Source organism: Rhodovulum sp. MB263 (assembly GCF_002073975.1).
Classification (GTDB): Bacteria; Pseudomonadota; Alphaproteobacteria; order Rhodobacterales; family Rhodobacteraceae; genus Rhodovulum.
Genome location: NZ_CP020384.1, coordinates 303125 through 319715, shown reverse-complemented (window position 1 = coordinate 319715; position 16591 = coordinate 303125). Strand labels below are relative to the sequence as shown.

At 69.5% G+C, this 16591-nt stretch carries 15 protein-coding genes and 1 pseudogene; 3 read left to right on the top strand and 13 right to left on the bottom strand.

Translation table 11 applies throughout. The features are described from left to right. Nucleotides 1-5 precede the first annotated feature (5 nt). The 9 genes from B5V46_RS01615 to B5V46_RS01575 form a co-directional block, all read right to left on the bottom strand. The gene (locus B5V46_RS01615) at nt 6-1178 is read right to left on the bottom strand and encodes a DNA recombination protein RmuC (RefSeq protein ID WP_080614969.1); all 1173 of its coding nucleotides are present in this window, start codon (nt 1176-1178) and stop codon (nt 6-8) included. Next, complete coding sequence (gene mutL, locus B5V46_RS01610; RefSeq protein WP_080614968.1) at nt 1175-3046, bottom strand: DNA mismatch repair endonuclease MutL; 1872 nt, start codon at nt 3044-3046, stop codon at nt 1175-1177. The genes B5V46_RS01615 and mutL overlap by 4 nt, the downstream gene beginning before the upstream one ends. A gap of 54 nt (nt 3047-3100) precedes the next feature. Continuing rightward, complete coding sequence (locus tag B5V46_RS01605; protein WP_080614967.1) at nt 3101-4417, bottom strand: pitrilysin family protein; 1317 nt, start codon at nt 4415-4417, stop codon at nt 3101-3103. Next, entirely contained in the window at nt 4414-5793 is a 1380-nt protein-coding gene (locus B5V46_RS01600) for a pitrilysin family protein (protein WP_080617906.1), read from the bottom strand. Before B5V46_RS01600 ends, B5V46_RS01605 begins: the two co-directional genes overlap by 4 nt. Nucleotides 5794-5930: 137 nt before the next feature. Continuing rightward, complete coding sequence (locus tag B5V46_RS01595) at nt 5931-6446, bottom strand: DUF3035 domain-containing protein (protein WP_080614966.1); 516 nt, start codon at nt 6444-6446, stop codon at nt 5931-5933. A gap of 53 nt (nt 6447-6499) precedes the next feature. Next, entirely contained in the window at nt 6500-6970 is a 471-nt protein-coding gene (gene lspA / locus B5V46_RS01590; RefSeq protein WP_080614965.1) for a signal peptidase II, read from the bottom strand. Between the two features lie 3 nt (nt 6971-6973). Then, nucleotides 6974-8563, bottom strand: a complete 1590-nt coding sequence (gene purH / locus B5V46_RS01585; protein WP_080614964.1) for a bifunctional phosphoribosylaminoimidazolecarboxamide formyltransferase/IMP cyclohydrolase — start codon at nt 8561-8563, stop codon at nt 6974-6976. Nucleotides 8564-8567: 4 nt separating this feature from the next. Beyond that, nucleotides 8568-10355 (bottom strand): heparinase II/III family protein, encoded by a 1788-nt coding sequence (locus B5V46_RS01580; RefSeq protein WP_080614963.1) that lies wholly within the window; start codon nt 10353-10355, stop codon nt 8568-8570. 98 nt (nt 10356-10453) lie between these two features. Beyond that, on the bottom strand, nt 10454-11746 hold the full coding sequence (locus B5V46_RS01575; RefSeq protein ID WP_080614962.1) for an RsmB/NOP family class I SAM-dependent RNA methyltransferase: 1293 nt from the start codon (nt 11744-11746) through the stop codon (nt 10454-10456). Between the two features lie 70 nt (nt 11747-11816). Between B5V46_RS01575 and B5V46_RS01570 the strand changes: the two genes are divergently transcribed. Next, complete coding sequence (locus tag B5V46_RS01570; RefSeq protein WP_080614961.1) at nt 11817-12014, top strand: DUF1674 domain-containing protein; 198 nt, start codon at nt 11817-11819, stop codon at nt 12012-12014. Nucleotides 12015-12157: 143 nt separating this feature from the next. Here the strand turns inward: B5V46_RS01570 and B5V46_RS01565 are convergent, their stop codons facing one another. From B5V46_RS01565 to dapB, 4 genes and pseudogenes are all read right to left on the bottom strand, one after another. Continuing rightward, complete coding sequence (locus tag B5V46_RS01565) at nt 12158-12388, bottom strand: YrhK family protein (RefSeq protein WP_080614960.1); 231 nt, start codon at nt 12386-12388, stop codon at nt 12158-12160. Between the two features lie 362 nt (nt 12389-12750). Beyond that, nucleotides 12751-13508 (bottom strand): annotated as a pseudogene (locus tag B5V46_RS01560) (Stf0 family sulfotransferase). 294 nt (nt 13509-13802) lie between these two features. Then, nucleotides 13803-14345 carry an isochorismatase family protein gene (locus B5V46_RS01555; protein WP_231119191.1) on the bottom strand — a complete coding sequence of 181 codons (543 nt, stop codon included), beginning with the start codon at nt 14343-14345 and terminating at the stop codon, nt 13803-13805. A gap of 98 nt (nt 14346-14443) precedes the next feature. Continuing rightward, nucleotides 14444-15256, bottom strand: coding sequence for a 4-hydroxy-tetrahydrodipicolinate reductase (gene dapB, locus B5V46_RS01550; protein ID WP_080614959.1), 813 nt, complete (start codon nt 15254-15256; stop codon nt 14444-14446). A 90-nt stretch (nt 15257-15346) separates the two neighbouring features. Here dapB and rbfA point away from each other — a divergent pair, with 90 nt between their 5' ends. Both rbfA and B5V46_RS01540 read left to right on the top strand, forming a co-directional pair. Next, nucleotides 15347-15790: a 30S ribosome-binding factor RbfA gene (rbfA, locus tag B5V46_RS01545; protein ID WP_155773884.1), complete on the top strand. Its 444-nt coding sequence runs from the start codon at nt 15347-15349 to the stop codon at nt 15788-15790. Then, nucleotides 15780-16523 carry a phosphodiester glycosidase family protein gene (locus B5V46_RS01540; protein ID WP_080614958.1) on the top strand — a complete coding sequence of 248 codons (744 nt, stop codon included), beginning with the start codon at nt 15780-15782 and terminating at the stop codon, nt 16521-16523. Before rbfA ends, B5V46_RS01540 begins: the two co-directional genes overlap by 11 nt. The last annotated feature ends 68 nt before the right edge of the window (nt 16524-16591 follow it).

The following is a 16591-nucleotide window of genomic DNA, read 5'->3' as shown; positions in this document are numbered from 1 at the left end:
CGGCGCTATTCCGCCGCGCCGGGCAGACGGGGCATCATCTCGTCCTGATCGGCGCCGAGTTCCTCGAAATCGAGATTGTCCAGCCGGGCCGCGCGCTTGCCCGCGCGCTCGGCGGCAAGCCCGATGCCTTCCAGATCGGCGCGGGCCTGTCCGAAATGGGTGGTCAGCCGGTCGACCCGCTCGGCCACCAGCTCGACATCGCGGTGCAGCAGTTTCAGCGTCTTGCGGATCGCCCCGGCCTGATCGCGCATCCGTGCATCCTTGAGGATCGCCCGCATCGTGTTCAGCGTCGCCATGCAGGTGGTCGGCGACACGATCCAGACCCGCGCCTCGAAGCTCTCGCGCACCAGATCGGGGAAATTGGCGTGGAGTTCGGCATAGACCGCCTCGGAGGGCAGGAACATCAGCGCCCCGTCGGCGGTCTCTTCGGCGATGATGTATTTCTGCGAGATCGCCCGGATATGCGCCCGGACCGAGGTCTTGAAGGCGCGCACGGCCTCCTGCCGGTCCCATTGGGTCTCGGCCCGGCGCAAGGCCTCATAGGCTTCCAGCGGAAATTTCGAATCGACCACGATCGGCCCGGGCGGCTTCGGCAGCCGGATCAGGCAATCGGCGCGGCGCCCGTTCGACAGCGTCGCCTGCAGCACATAGCTGTCCTTTGGCAGCGCCTTGCCGACGATATCGGCAAGCTGGATCTCGCCGAAGGCGCCCCTTGTCTGCTTGTTCGACAGGATATCCTGCAAGGACAGCACATTGCCCGAGAGCTTCTCGATATTCTCCTGCGCGCGGTCGATGGTGGCCAGCCGCTGCTGCAACTCGCCCAGCGACAGCGCGGTGCGGCGCGAGGCGCCCTCGAGATTGCGGTTCATCTGCTCGGTGACCGCGGCCAGACGGCTTTCCATCAGCCTAAGCATGTTGGCCTGCGCCGCCGCCTGCGCCTCGGAAACATGGGTCAGCCCGCCCGCCAGCCGCTGCTGCCCCTCGCCCAGCTGATCGACCCGCCGCGTCAGCCGGTCCATCTGGTAGATCAGCGGTGCGGCCATCTCGGCCGAGCGCCCGGCGCGGCGCACCGCCGAGATCAGAAGCCCCAGTACCAGCAGGATCAGCGCCGCCGCCCCGGCCGCCGCCAGCACGACGGGGTCATCCCAGGCATAGGCCGTGCCGAACACCTCGATCATGTGCGCCCGAACAGCCGCTCGATATCGGACAGCTTCAGCTCGACATAGGTCGGGCGGCCATGGTTGCACTGGCCCGAGAGCGGCGTCGCCTCCATCTCGCGCAGCAGCGCGTTCATCTCGTCCGCGCGCATCCGCCGCCCCGAGCGGATCGAGCCATGGCAGGCCACCCGGCTGAGGATCGCGTCGAGCCGCGCCTGCAGGGTCTGGCTGTCGCCCTGATCGGCCAGCTCGTCGAGGATGTCGCGGATCAGCGCCCCGGCATCGACCTCGCCCAGCAGAGCGGGCGTCTCGCGCACCGCGATGGCGCCGGGGCCGAAGGGCTCGACCGCCAGGCCCATGCGGGTCAGATCGGCCTCGTGCTCCATCAGCCGGGCGATGTCGCCCTCGGACAGCTCGACGATCTCGGGGATCAGCAGCGCCTGCGCGGCGACGCCCCGCTCGGCCATCTGGCGTTTCAGCTTCTCGTAAACCAGTCGCTCATGGGCGGCATGCTGATCGACGATGACCATGCCACGCTCGGTCTGGGCGATGATGTAGTTCTCATGCAGCTGCGCCCGGGCGGCGCCAAGGGGCAGAGCCTCGGCCTCGGGCGCGGGCGCGACGGTCTCGAACCGGGCCGAGGGATCGGCGAAGCCCTGGGTCAATGGCGCCTCGGACGGGGCTCCGGACAGGGCGGGCGGCGTGAGCGGCGCCTGTGCGGCATAAGACATGTTCAGCGCGCGGGGCGAGGGCCGGTCCATCTGGTAGACCCGCGGCGGGCCGGACGGCTCGGGCCGCATCGCGCCCAGCGTGGCGCCCGCCACCGTGCTGGATGCCCGGTGCCCGGCCCCGGCCAGCGCATGGCGCAGCGCCGAGACGATCAGCCCGCGCACGATGCCCGGCTCGCGGAAGCGGACCTCGGCCTTGGCGGGGTGGACGTTGACATCGACCAGATGCGGATCGCAATCGATGAACAGTGCCGCCGCCGGATGCCGGTCGCGGCTGAGCACGTCCATATAGGCCGCCCTCAGCGCGCCCAGAAGCTGCTTGTCGCGGACCGGACGGCCGTTGACGAAGAAGAACTGCGCCACCGCGGCGCCGCGCGAATAGGTCGGCAGGGCGGCAAAGCCGGTCAGGCCGAAACCCTCGCGCTCGGCCTCGATCTTCAGGGCATTCTCGGCAAAGTCGCGCCCCAGGACCGAGACCACACGGCCGTAAAGCGCATCGAACAGATCGCCTGTCTGCGCATCGGCGCGGAACAGCACCCGCCCCTCGCCGCCATCGCTGACATCGCGCAGGGTGAAGCCCACCAGCGGCTCTGCCAGAGCCAGCCGTTTCACAACATCGCCGATGGCCAGGGACTCGGCGCGGTCGCTGCGCAGGAACTTGAGCCGCGCGGGCGTCGCGAAGAACAGATCTCGCAGCTCGACCACGGTGCCGCGGTTCAGCGCCGCCGGCGTCACGGGCCCGGGCGCACCGCCCGTCACCGCGATCCGCACGGCCTCGGCGCCCTCGCGGCGCGAGGTGATGGTCAGCCGCCCCACCGCCCCCAGCGAGGGCAGCGCCTCGCCGCGAAACCCGAAGCTGCGGATATCGAGAAGATCCGAGCCGTCGATCTTCGAGGTCGCATGGCGCGACAGCGCCAGCGGCAGATCCTCGGCCGCCATGCCCCAGCCATCGTCGGTGACGCGGATCAGCCCCTTGCCGCCCTGGGCATAGGCGACCTCGATCCGCCGTGCGCCGGCATCGATGGCGTTCTCGACCAGCTCCTTGACGGCCGAGGCCGGACGCTCGACCACCTCGCCCGCAGCGATGCGGTTGATGGCGGCCTCGTCAAGCTGACGAATTCTGGGGATATCACGGTGAATGTTGGGGGCGGGGGAAGTCATGCCACAATTTCTAGCACGCCCCCCGCCGATTCGACCATGGGGTCAGTTGGGGGCTCAGTTGGTGGTTTCCAGCCCCTGCGGCTGCCCAACCACGACGAATTGCAGATGCGCGGGATCGAGCAATTCGGCCGCCACCCGCCGCACATCCTCGAGCGTCACCGCCCGGATCCTGTCATTGCGGGTCCTCACGTAATCGGGCGTCAGCCCCTCCATCTGCATGCCGACGAGGATGCGCGCGATCGGGGCATTGCCGTCGAAGCGCAGCGGATAGGCGCCGGTCAGGTAGGTCTTGACCTTCTCAAGCTCCTCTTCGGTCGCACCCGCCTCGGCCATGCGCGCCCATTCGTCCCGGATCACCTCGACCGCCTCGGCGATCTTGTCATTGCCCGAGGCGACCCCGCCCATGATCAGCGCGGCGTGATCCATCGGCATCAGGTAGGAATAGACGCCATAGGTCAGCCCGCGCTTGACCCGGACCTCTTCCATCAGCCGGGCACCGAAGCCGCCGCCGCCGAGGATCTGGTTCATCACGAAGGCCGCGAAGAAATCGGGATCGTCGCGCTCGAGCCCGCGCTGGCCGAACACCGCCACCGATTGCGGCGTCTCGAAGGGCACCACCTTCACCCCGCCCGCAAGGTTCAGGGGCGCGGGCCCCGGCATCGGCGCGCCGGTCTCGGGAAGGCCCTCGAACAGCCTGTCGAGCAGCCGGCCCAGATCCTCGGCCGAGATGTCGCCCGCCGCAGCCACGAACAGCCGGTCGCGGGCCATCACCCGGTCGCGGGCGGCGATCAGATCGTCGCGGGTCAGGGCGCCCACGCTCTTTTCGGTGCCGCTGATCGGGGTGGCATAGGGATGGTCGCCATAGGCGATGCGGTCGAAGGTCTCGCCCGCGATGGCATTGGGATCGGTCGCGTCCGAGCGGATGCCCGAGATCACCTGCGCCCGTACCCGATCGATGGCATCAGCGTCGAAGCGCGGCGCGACCAGCGCCTGGCGCAGCAGACCGACCGCCTGATCGCGGTTCTCGGTCAGCATCCGGGCGGAAATCGCCAGCGAATCCGCGCCGACATCGAAGCGGTAACTGGCCGCCAGCGCGTCGCGTTCGCGGGCGAAGGCACGGGCATCCATCTCGCCCGCCCCTTCATCGAGCAGACCGGTCATCAGGTTGATGGCACCGCGCTTGCCCGGGGCATCGAGGCTCGCCCCGCCCTGGAAGCGGATCTCGAGCGAGACGAAGGGCACCTCGTGGCTTTCGACCAGCCAGGCATGGAGGCCGCCGGTCGATGTCACCTCCTGGATCTCGACCTCGGCCCGCAGCGGGAGGGCGGCGAGAAGGACGAAGGCAAGGCTGCTGAAGACGGCGCGGATCATTGGGTCACCTCCTGCGAGCCCGTGGGAATCGCCCTGGGCGCGTCGGAAGGCGCGACGCCGGGCGGGGTTTCGAGCCAGCCGGTGACCGAGCTGCGCGGGTCGAGCACGGCGCGCGCGGCCGCCATCACGTCCTCGGGCGTGACCTCTTGCAGGATCTCGGGCCAGGATTGCACATCCTCGACGCTCATGCCCACCGCCAGCGCCGCGCCATAGCGCCGGGCCAGCCCCTGGATATTGTCGCGGGCATAGATTTCCGAGGCGCGCAGCTGGGTCTTGATGCTGTCGAACAGGGTCGGATCGACGCCCTGATCGAGAAACTCGGCCAGGGCCTTGTCGAGCCCGGCCTCGGCCTCGCCCAGCGAGACGCCCTCGGCCGGCATCACGACGAAGCCGAAGGTGGTCTTGTCGAGCGACAGCCCGTCATAGAAGGCCGAGCTGTAGATCGCGGTGCGGCTGTCGAATTGCAGCTTGTCGCTGAGCACCGAATTGGTGCCGGAGCCGCCGAGGATCTCGGCCAGATATGTCAGCGCGGCGGCCTGTTTCTGATCGCCCGGGTCGCGCTCGGGCGCCAGATAGGTGCGGATCACATAGGGCTGGGCGACGCGCGGGTCCTGATAGGTCAGATGCCGGGCGGCCAGTTGCGGCGGCTCCTGCGGGCGCAGCCGCGGCGGCAGGGTCTCGGAGGGCACCAGCGGGCCGTAATGGGCCTCGGCCATCGCCTTCACCGCCTCGGGATCGACATCGCCCGCGACCACCAGCACCGCGTTGTTCGGCGCGTAATAGGTGCGGTAATAGGCCAGCGCATCGGCCCGGCTCAGCCCCTCCATCTCATGGCGCCAGCCGATGATCGGAATGCCGTAAGGGTGGTTGAGATATTGCGCGGCTTTGCGCTGTTCGGAAAACAGCGCGCCGGGGTCGTTCTCGGTGCGCTGGTTGCGTTCCTCGAGGATCACGTTCCGTTCCGTCGCGACATCGTCCTCGGAAAGCTTGAGGCCGGTCATCCGGTCGGCCTCGATCTGCATCATCAGATCCAGCCGGTCGGCGGCGACGCGCTGGAAATAGGCGGTGTAATCCCAGGAGGTGAAGGCATTGTCGGACCCGCCATTCTCCTCGACGATCTTCGAGAACTCGCCGGGGCCGACCGCATCTGTGCCCTTGAACATCAGATGTTCGAGGAAATGCGCGATCCCGGATTTGCCGGGCGGTTCGTCGGCGGCACCGACCCTGTACCAGACCATCTGCACCACGACCGGGGCGCGGTGGTCCTCGATCACCACCACCTCCATGCCGTTCTGCAGCGTGAAATCGGTCACCTTCTCGGCACGGGCAATCCCGGCCGTCGCGATCAGGGCCAGGACGGCCAGCCGGATCGGCATCATTCGCTTGTCTCTCCTCGGGTCAGCGGTTCGAGGCAAGCTACTGCGGCGCGCCGGGTTTGCAACCGGCGCCACGCAGATGTGAGCGGGCGGGATCGCCAGTCCCTGGCCCCGGTCTTCAGGCCGGGTCCGTCGGCCTAGTCCTTCGGCGGCGCGCTGACATTGCGCACGCCGCGCGCACGCCAGCGTTCAAGCTCGGCATACTGGTCGAGCGACTGGCGGCTGTAGGCGTTGTAATAGACGGTCACGTTGAACCAGCGTTCCAGCAGCCGACCGTCATGCTTGCGGCGATAGTCGAGATCCTCCTGCGCCAGCGTCTGGCGGATCGAGGGATCGACACCGAAGCGGGTGACCTGGGCCATCAGCCCGGGATCGCCGGGCACGCCGCGGGCGATATTGCCGCCCAGCGCGGCCACGGCATCGGCCTCGGGCGTCGGATCGACGAGATTCGAGCCCCCCGGCCTCGGCGCCGGCAGCGAAGCCATGTCCTTGGGCATTTCCAGCGGCTTGTTCGGAACGACCGAGAATTCGTCGGGGCCGCGCTCGGAACCGCGCAGGTGCATCAGTTTCGGCTGATAGTCGTCCCCACGGCTGCAGCCCGACAGCGCCGCCGTCACAGCCACCCCAAGAACCAGTATCCGTGCCGATCGCATGCGCAGTCCCCTTCGTCCGGTCTGGCCCTCTTTAACGCAGCTTGCAGGGCGCGTCACGGGGTCTTGTCCTTCCCGGTGAAAAGCACGAGCCCCAGCGCGCCCGCGAAGATCGCCACATCGGCGACATTGAAGGCATAGGGGTTGTCGATGCCGCAACAGGACATGTTCAGAAAGTCGGCCACCGCGCCGTAACGCACCCGGTCCAGAACATTTCCCAGCGCGCCCCCGATCAGAAGCCCGGCCGAGACCAGCGCCGCCGGGCGGTGCCGCCCGCGCGCCATCCAGATGGCGACGCCGGCCGAGATCGCCAGCGACACCCCGATCAGCAGCCAGCGGGCCAGATCGGCGTCATGCGCGAACAGCCCGAAATTGACGCCCCGGTTCCAGGCCATCCGGAAGGTCAGATAGGGCGGCCAGACATCGATGCGCTGATCGAGCGCAAGGCCCATGTGGTGGACCACATAGACCTTGCTGAACTGGTCGAGCAGGAAGACCAGCGCCGCGACAAGCCCGAGCCGCCGCATCGCTCAGTGCCGGAAGTGGCGCATGCCGGTCATGACCATGGCCAGCCCCGCCTCGTCGGCCGCCGCGATCACATCCTCGTCGCGGATCGAGCCGCCGGGCTGGATTACCGCCGTCGCCCCCGCCTCGACCGCGGCCAGAAGCCCGTCGGCGAAGGGGAAGAAGGCGTCCGAAGCCACCGCGCAGCCTTTGGTCAGCGGCTCGGAAAGGCCCAGCGCCTCGGCCATGTCCTCGGCCTTGCGCGCCGCGATGCGGCAGGAATCGACACGGCTCATCTGGCCCGCACCGACGCCGACGGTGGCGCCGTCCCTGACATAGACGATGGCGTTCGACTTGACATGCTTGGCCACGGTCCAGGCGAACAGCATGTCGGCGATCTCGGCCTCGGTCGGCGCACGTTTCGTCACCACCTTCAGGTCCGGGGCCTCGATCCGGCCATTGTCCTTGTCCTGCACCAGCAGCCCGCCCGAGACCTGGCGATAGGTCAGCCCGGCCGCCGCCGGATTGGCCAGCCCGCCGGTGGTCAGCAGCCGCAGGTTCTTCTTGGCGGCGAAGACCTCCTTGGCGGCATCGTCGGCGCCGGGCGCGATCACGACCTCGGTGAAGATCTCGCTAATCGCCTTGGCGGTCGGCTCGTCGAGCTTCATGTTCAGCGCGACGATGCCGCCGAAGGCCGAGGTGCGGTCGCAGTCGAAGGCGCGCCGATAGGCCTGTTCAAGGGTCTCGCCACGAGCCACGCCGCAGGGATTGGCATGCTTGATGATGGCGCAGGCCGGGCCGGTCGCGGGCAGGAACTCGCTGACCAGCTCGAAGGCGGCATCGGTGTCGTTGATGTTGTTGTAGGACAGCTCCTTGCCCTGCCACTGCCTGGCAGTGGCAACGCCGGGCCGTTCCGATCCGTCGATGTAGAAGGCCGCCTGCTGGTGCGGGTTCTCGCCATAGCGCAGCCCCTGGGCCAGCGCGCCCGCGAAGACGCGGCGGCGCGGCTGGGCATCGCCCAGCGCCTTCGCCATCCAGGTCGAGACGGCGGCATCATAGGCGCCGGTCCGGGCATAGGCGATCTGTGCCAGCTTCTTGCGGAATTTCAGGCAGGTCGCGCCGTCATGGCGGTCGAGCTCGCCCAGCAGCCGGGTGTAATCCTCGGTATCGACGACGACGTTGACGAAGGCGTGGTTCTTGGCCGCCGCGCGGATCATCGCCGGGCCGCCGATATCGATATTCTCGATGCAATCGTCATATTCGGCGCCCTTCGCGACGGTCGCCTCGAACGGATAGAGGTTCACGACCAGCAGATCGATCGGGCCGATGCCGTGCTCCTCCATGGCCATCACATGGGCCTCGTTGTCGCGCAGCGCCAGAAGCCCGCCATGCACCATCGGATGCAGCGTCTTGACCCGGCCGTCCATCATCTCGGGAAAGCCGGTGACCTCGGACACGTCCTTGACCTCTAGCCCCGCCTCGCGGAGCGCCTTGGCGGTGCCGCCGGTCGACAGCAGTTCGACCCCCCGGGCAGCCAGCGACCGGCCAAGATCGGCAAGCCCGGTCTTGTCGGATACGGAAAGGAGCGCGCGGCGCACGGGCACGAGATCGGTCATAGGATCAGTCCTTCGTCATTGAATGGGGGCGAGTCCAGGGGGCTGCTGTATCGTCGAATTCGTCTTCGCGCTCAAGGTCCCGCGGGGCCTGCGCGCCTTCATGGGCCTTGGCCAGCGTCCAGCCGACGACGCTGGCATGATCGGTCACCCGCGCCGACAGCACGATGGCCTGACTGGCGCGGGGCGCGGCGCGGCCGGTTTCCAGATAGACGCTGGGCACCAGCGACAGGCTGGCCGCGCCATCATGGCGAAACACCCAGATCTCGCCGCTTTTCGGCGCCAGCGAGACCGCCGAGCCGCCAAGGTCGAGCGCCGCGTCGATCTCGGGATGCAGGTGGAAGCGGATCGAGAAGGCAATGCCCTCGCCGCCCAAGCGCTCCACGGCACGCTCGAAGGCCGCGCGTTCCTCGGGGGTGAAGGCCGCCAGCGTGTCCTCGCCCGACAGCGCCCGGCCGTCATAGGCCAGGTTCAGCTGGCGCACATGGATCAGCCCATGGGTGGTCGCATAGCCGTCATGCCAGGCGGTCAGCGCATGGCCGCCCTGCCCGGTCTCGGCCCGCCAGTCGACGGCGTCCGGGATCTCGGCCAGCAATTGCGGCCGCCCGCGCCGCCGGGGCGCCAGGCGCGACGAGGAAAAGCCCTCGATCGCCAGAGTCGAATGCGACGAGCTCGCCCGTCCGGCCAGCCGCCAGTCCGGCCCGAAGGCGCCGCCCGCGCCGCAATTGACGATCAACGGCCGCCGTCCCGAGGTCAGCTCGAAGGCCAGCGTCGAGGCATGCGCCTCGGCCGAGGCCGGCCCCGAGGGCGGCCGGGCCGCATCGACGATCACCGTGGTGCGCCCCGAGGCCAGCCGGGCATAGCCCATGGCGAGCCCCCTCAGCGGGCGCGGCTTGACCCCGGCCGCCGCCAGCGCCTGATCGAGCCGCCCCTCGGCCCCGTGCCCGCCGCCATGGAACCGCGCCAGCCCGCCATCGGCATGGCGCAGCGCCCGCAGCACCGGCGCGATCCGCTGGATCGCCGCGCGATGCCCCTGCCAGGCGGGCTGCCTGGCCGCTGCCAGCGCCGACTCGGCCCATCCCAGAAGGGTCAGCACATCCAGCAGTTCTTCGGGATTGCGCGAGCTCAGCGCCCCGTCATCGGCGATCTCGGTGTCGCAGACCCGCTCGAGCGCGGTCTGGGCCCCTTGCAGATGACGCCCCATCCCCTCGAGGCAGAGCGCGCCATAGATCAGCCCGGCCAGCGCCTCGAAGCGCGCCAGCCCCGGCGGCGCGTTGCGCCAGCGCCGGGCCAGAAACGCCGTCTGCCGGGCCAGCGACAGATGCAGCCGGTCACAGCCGGCAGCGTCGAGCCCGGCCTCGATGAAGCGTGCATGATGGATCATCCGGATCGTCCGGCGCCCGGCCAGTTCGGGCGTCCAGCCCGGCCCACCGCCGCGCCCGAAGCGCTCGATCCAGCCCAGAACCCAGTCCTGGGCCGCCCTCCGCGCCTTGCCATCGGCGGCGGCCGCCAGATCGTCGAGCCAGCCGAATCCCTGCCGCGCCGCCTCGAAGCGGAGGCCCGGGCTTTCGATATCCCAGATCGGGGTGCCGGGCGCCTCGACCGCGCCGCCATCGAACAGGAATCGGCCTGCGCAAAGCTGCCGTCCCCGCGCGAAACTGCCGACCGAGCGCGGCTCTGGCTGCAGCACCAGACGCAGGGCGGGCCGGCCGAGCGCACTCAGCCGGGCATGGAGACGGTTTCTCCATGCACCGCGCCGCAAGGGCGGGAACTCGATGTCGGTCGGGCCTGCCATGGTCGGGCTTCGTTCTGTCGGACTCTTGCCTGCCGCCGGACCATACCGGGCCGACTGAGGGGTGTCACCGGAGAATTGCGTCCGAAACGGGGCAGACGTCAGGCAGGTTTGCGAAGCCCGGCGATGAAGAACCCGTCCATGCCGCCGCTTTCGGGCCAGAGATCGGGCCGAAGCCGCAAGGCGCCATGGGCCGCGCGCCAGCCGGGTTCGATCCAGGGCGCATCGAAGGCGATGGCGGACAGATCCGGGTGACGCTCGAGCGCCGCCGCCAGTTGCGCCTCGCCCTCCTCGGGCAGAAGCGAACAGGTGCAGTAGATCAGCCGTCCGCCGGGGGCCAGCAGGCCGAGCGCGCGGTCGATCAGTGCCGATTGCAGCGGGAAGAGCGGCTTGACCGACGCGCCGTCCTTGGCGAGGGGCAGGTCGGGATGGCGCCGGATCGTGCCGGTCGCCGAACAGGGCGCATCCAGCAGGATCGCGTCGAAACGGGCGTCGCCGCCCCAGTCCAGCGCATCCGCGACGACCAGCTCGGCCTCAAGCTCGGTGCGGGCCAAGTTCTCCTCGACGCGCGCCATCCGCTGTTCCGAGATATCGAGCGCCGTGACCTTGGCGCCCGCCGCGGCCAGCTGCATGGTCTTGCCGCCCGGCGCGGCGCAAAGATCCAGAACCCGCTCGCCCGGCCGCGCCGCCAGCAGCCGCGCGGGCAGGGCCGCCGCCGCGTCCTGCACCCACCACGTGCCCTCGCCATAGCCCGGCAGCGCCGAGACCTGCACCGGCCCCGCGATCCGGACCGAGCCGGTCGACAGCGCCACGCCGCCGGTGGCCTCGGCCAGCGCCACGGCATCGCCATCCTTCGGCGTCAGATCGAGCGGCGCGCCCGCGGCATGGGCGGCCTCGATCCCGACCACGGCCGCCCGGCCCCAGGCGCTGTCGAGCCGGCCGCGCAGCCAGCCCGGCAGCCGCGGCGGCGGCAGTGCCTGCCAGTCGCTGGCGGGCAGATCGGCCACCTTGCGCAGGACGGCATTCACCAGCCCCGCCAGCGCCTCGGTCTTGCGATCGGCCCGGGCCAGCGCGACGGCGGCATTGACCGCGCCATGGGCCGCGGCCCCGCCCTCGAGCATCTCGACCGTCGCGAGCCTGAGGATGGCGCGGACCGGCGGCGGCGGCGGCCGGCGCAGGAAGGGTTTCAGCACCGCATCGGCGCGGCCCATATGGCGCAGCGTCGACACCGCCAGCCGCCGGGCACGGGCCCGCTCCGAGGGCTCGAGCGGTTCCAGAGGCCCCTCGGGCCCGGCCAGTTCGGCGATCAGCCGCCGCTCTTCCAGCACCGCGCGGATCAGCTCCAGCGCCGCTGCCCGCGTGCGCTCGGTCCCGCGTTCCCGTGGCTCGTCCATTCCGGCCCCCGCTTGCTCCATGCCGCGCCCCCGGTATATCACCGGATCGCAACCGGCAAGGAGGCGCCCGATGTCCGACGACGCTGAAGACACCCCCCGCAAGGATCTGCCGCCCGCTGCCCGGCGCGCGCTGGCCGAGGCCGCGGAGCGCCGCAAGGCCGCCGAAGCCGCCGCGGCGGCCCGGCCCGTCGAGCTGGGCGGCCGCGACGGCCCCGACCCGGTCCGCTATGGCGACTGGGAAAAGAAGGGCATCGCCATCGATTTCTGAGCCGCGGACCGCGCGACGAGAGCCGATCCGACCGCTCGGAAGCGAAGGGGCGGCGACGGATCCGATCCCGGTTCCGGCCTCTCGCATCGTCCTTTCGGCAGGCCCGGCAAGCGGGACAGGGCCGTCATTCGCGGCCGTGCCGCCTACATTCTGTCGCGCTCCTGTTTCTCGTAGATGGCTTTCGCGACTTCGCCGAAGGCACCTATCAGCATCAGGAACGATCCGACGATGAACATCCATACCGCCACGGTTTCCCAGTTCGAGAGCGTCGGCAGGAAGAGAACGGAGCCGACCAGAAACAGGACATTCCCTGCCACGGCGACACTGAGATGCCAGTGGCGGTAGGCCCGTACGATCCGCTCGAGTCCTGTCATTCCAACTCCGTCACATCAAGGATACCGGCACATGGCCCAGGACAGGCCCGTGCAGGGGCTCTGGCGGTTCTATCCGACTGGGGCCGGTTGAACAAAGCGTATGTCGGGACGGGACATCCGGGGGCAGGTCCGCGTCGCGCCTCGGGGGCGGTGATGCCCTTCGCCTTGCCCGAATGGGGGTCTCGGCGACCGCCACGGCCAGCGCGGCCGATGAACATCCGGCCGCTCCGGCATTGCAATGCGATCGGGCCATCGGCCTCGGGCGGCCTGTGCCCCGCTCAGGGCGAGGACGCCCCCGAAAACGGTGCGAGGGCCCGAGGCCCCGGAACATCGCGCCCGTCGCTGTCGCCGGGCGTCGGTCTTCAGGTCTCGCTCTCGAACCGGCAACGCCACTCCCGGCTCAGGGCATCGGCAAGCTTTGCCGTCGGCGACACGACGGACCGGGCTTGCGCCGGATCGAGGCCCAGCGCCGACAGCACCTGCGCCAGGACCTGTTGCGGGCCTGTCGACAGCGCGTCATAGGTGATGCGCAGGGGGTTCAGCCCCTCCTGCCGGAACCATCCTTCCCAGGCCGCATCGAGTGCCTCCTGCGCGGCCATATGGCGCCTGATCGCGGCGGCATCGTATCGCGCCTCCTGCGGAGGGGCGAGGCGTTCCAGTTCCGAGCCGTCGGCATTGCGATGCCACAGGCCGGTCTGTTCGGCCCGCAGGCGCGAGATTGCCTGATCCAGCCGGTCGGGGCGGGACAGATGGATGAACAAGGTTGGGCCGAAGGCCGCTTCGATCCGCTCCGCATCGCTCATGTTGCCCGGCACGAGCCGTTTCAATTGCTGCATGAAGTGGTCGAAACTGCCGCGCTGCAGTCGCAAACCGAACATACCGGTGTCGCCTGTGCCCCGCCTCAGGGCAGCCTCGAAGACGGCACGAACCGTGTCACCGTCGGACGCGAAATCGGCCCGTTTCAGGTCATGATCCTTAAGCCAGCCCTCGAGCGACGACGCGTGAAAATGCGAGCCGGGTCTCCCGCCACTCCTGTCGCCGCAAGCAATCCGCAGAGCAGCGTGCTTCCACTGCGCGGGACGGTGCAGATGATGCAGGATCGAAACGGCCTGCCTGTCATGGCTCGATCACGCCTCAAGCGCTGCCATGTCATATCTGCGGGGCCTCTGCCCGTCAAAAGCGACGCAACATCGGCACGAGGGGCGCGCAGATGCCGGAAACGCGCCCCTGGCCGGGCGGCACCCGCGCCGAGGCCGGGGAGCGGAGGAAGCCACAGAAAAGGCCCGACCCGTCCTGGCGAACGGCAGAAGAAGGGCACCCCCACCGCTTTCGGAGCGGGCGGGCAGGGGAACACCAAGCTCGGCAGGCCTTTGGCGGCCCGCCGCCAGTCCGGCCCGTCAGACAGTCCAGCCGGTCAGCCGAGCGTCGCGAGAATGCCGGACGTGTCGGTCAGCCTTGCGAAATCGGCCTCGAGATGGGCCATCGTGACATCGAAGATCACCCGGGCCGAGAGCCCGGAACCGGGAAGGTCGAAGCCGATGACCGCATCGCGAACGACGGTCATGTCGAAGCCCAGATCGGCGCCGTTCCGGACCATGCTGTCGACGCAGAAACCGGCCACGGCTCCGGTCACGACCAGTTTCGAAATGCGGTTCTCGTGCAGCCAGGCCGCCAGATCGGTCGAGGCGAAGGCCGATGAGGTCCGCTTGACGAAGACCGGCTCGCCGCCCTGCGCCTCGGCGCAAGGCATCGGGCGAGATCCCCCGGCCTCGGCGGCAAGCGGCGATCCGGGGTCGGCGTCGACGTGGCGGATGTGAACGACCGGCAGGCCTTTCCCGCGGAAGGCCGCGACAAGCGCGGCGATCCGCTCGGGCGCATCGGCGTTCACGCAGTCGCGGCCGGCCCCGATGCGATGCTGCATCTCCATCTGCATGTCGATTATGACCAGGGCTTTCAATCGTCTCTCCTGTCCCGGGGGACTGCCAGCCGCCGAAAGGATGTCGAAACGGATGTCCCGGGCAGAGCGGCAGATGCCTCCCTAGGACCGGGCATGGCCTAAAGCCCCAGCACGTCGAGCATGTCATATTCGCCGGGCTTCTGGTCCTGCCCCCAGAGCGCGGCCTTCAGTGCCCCGCGGGCGAAGATCCGGCGGTCGGTCGCGACATGGCGCAGCACGATCCGCTCGCCCTCACCGGCGAAGATCACGTCATGCTCGCCGACGATGTCGCCGCCGCGAATGGCCGAGAAGCCGATCGCGCCCTTCGCCCGTTCGCCGGTGATGCCGTCGCGGCCGCGCTCGGAGGCCTCGTCCAGCACGATCCGCCGGCCTTCCGCCGCCGCCTCGCCCAGCATCAGCGCGGTGCCCGAGGGGGCGTCGACCTTGTGGCGGTGATGCGCCTCGACGATCTCGATGTCGAAATCGTCGTCGAGCGCGGCCGCGACCCGGCGCGTCAGCTGCATCAGCAGATTGACGCCGAGGCTCATGTTGCCGGCCCGCACGATCACCGCGTGCCGGGCGGCGGCCTTGATCTTCTGCAGATGCTCGGGCGCAAGGCCGGTGGTGCCGATCACATGCACGGCACGGGCCTGCGCGGTAAGGGTCGCGGTCGCGACCGTGGCCTCCGGCGTGGTGAAGTCGATCACCGCCTGGGCCCCGGCGATCACCGCCAGCGCATCGTCGGTGACCTTCACGCCCACGGCCGCGCCCCCCATCGCCTCGCCCACGTCGCGGCCGATCCAGGGATGGCCGGGCCGTTCGACACAGCCCGCGAGCCGGGCCTTGCCGCCTTGCAGCACGGCCCCGATCAGCATCTGACCCATGCGCCCCGAAGCGCCCATCACCACGATGCCCGGCAGGCTGTCCGTCATAACTCTCTCCTTCGACCCGACTGGGCCCGATGTAGCCCATGGACAGGCGGGCGCAAAGCCCCGCTTGGCAAAGACCGTCAGGTGGCCTAGATGCAGCCCATGTCCAGATCCTCCGCCCCGTCCCAAAGACAGCTTCGCGTCGGCGAGCTTATCCGCCGCAGCCTCTCGGAAGTGCTGGCGCGCGGCGACGTGCACGACCCCGAGCTGAACACGATGTCGATCACCGTGGGCGAGGTCCGCGCCTCGCCCGACCTGAAGATCGCGACCGCCTTCGTGCTGCCGCTGGGCGGGCATCATGCCGAGGAGGCGCTGGCCGCGCTGCGCCGCAACCGCGGCGAGCTGCGCCGGGCCGTCGGCAAGAAGACCCAGCTCAAGTTCACGCCCGAGCTGCGCTTCACCCTCGACGAGACCTTCGACCGGATGGACGAGACCCGGCGGCTTCTGGCCGACGAGACCGTGCGCCGCGACCTGGCCGCCCCCGACGCCACCCCCGACGCCGCCCCCGACGCCGCCCCCGACGGCGATGAGGATTAGGGCCGCCCTCCTCCTGCTGGCCGTCCTTCTTCCCCTGCCCGCCGCGGCAGAGCCCTCCTGCCATCGCCAGAGCCATGAGGGCCGCGGCTATGTCATCTGCAGCGCCGATCCGGCGCGCGACGAGCTGCGGCTGTTTCTCAGGACCGGCCAGGGCGGGATCTATGGCAGCTTCGGCCGGGTGAACCAGGCGCTGGCGGCCGGGGGCGAGACCCTGGCCTTCGCGATGAATGCCGGGATGTACCATGCCGACCGCCGCCCCGTCGGGCTTTATGTCGAGGATGGCAGGCAGGAGATGCGCGCCGTGGCCCCGGCAGGACCGGGCAATTTCGGGATGCTGCCGAACGGGGTGCTGTGCCTTGAAGACGGCCGGGCCGAGGTGATCGAGACCCGCGCCTATCTGGCCGACCCGCCCGACTGCCGCTATGCGACGCAATCCGGACCGATGCTGGTGATCGACGGCGCACTGCATCCGCGGTTCCTGCCCGACAGCTCGTCGCGCCATATCCGCAACGGCGTCGGGGTCGATGCCGGGGGGCGGCTTCACTTCGCGATTTCCGACGCGCCGGTCACCTTCCACGAATTCGCCCGGCTCTTCCGCGACGTGCTGAAGACCCCGAACGCGCTTTATTTCGACGGCAAGGTGTCGAAGCTCTATGCTCCGGATCTCGGCCGCAACGATGCCGGGCTGCCGATGGGGCCGATCGTGGGCACGGTCGTGCCCGCCCCCGACTAAGCTCTGCCTCCTAAACGGGATTCCCTGACCGGGCTGTCGATGCTTCATTCCCGAAAACGGAAGTGAGC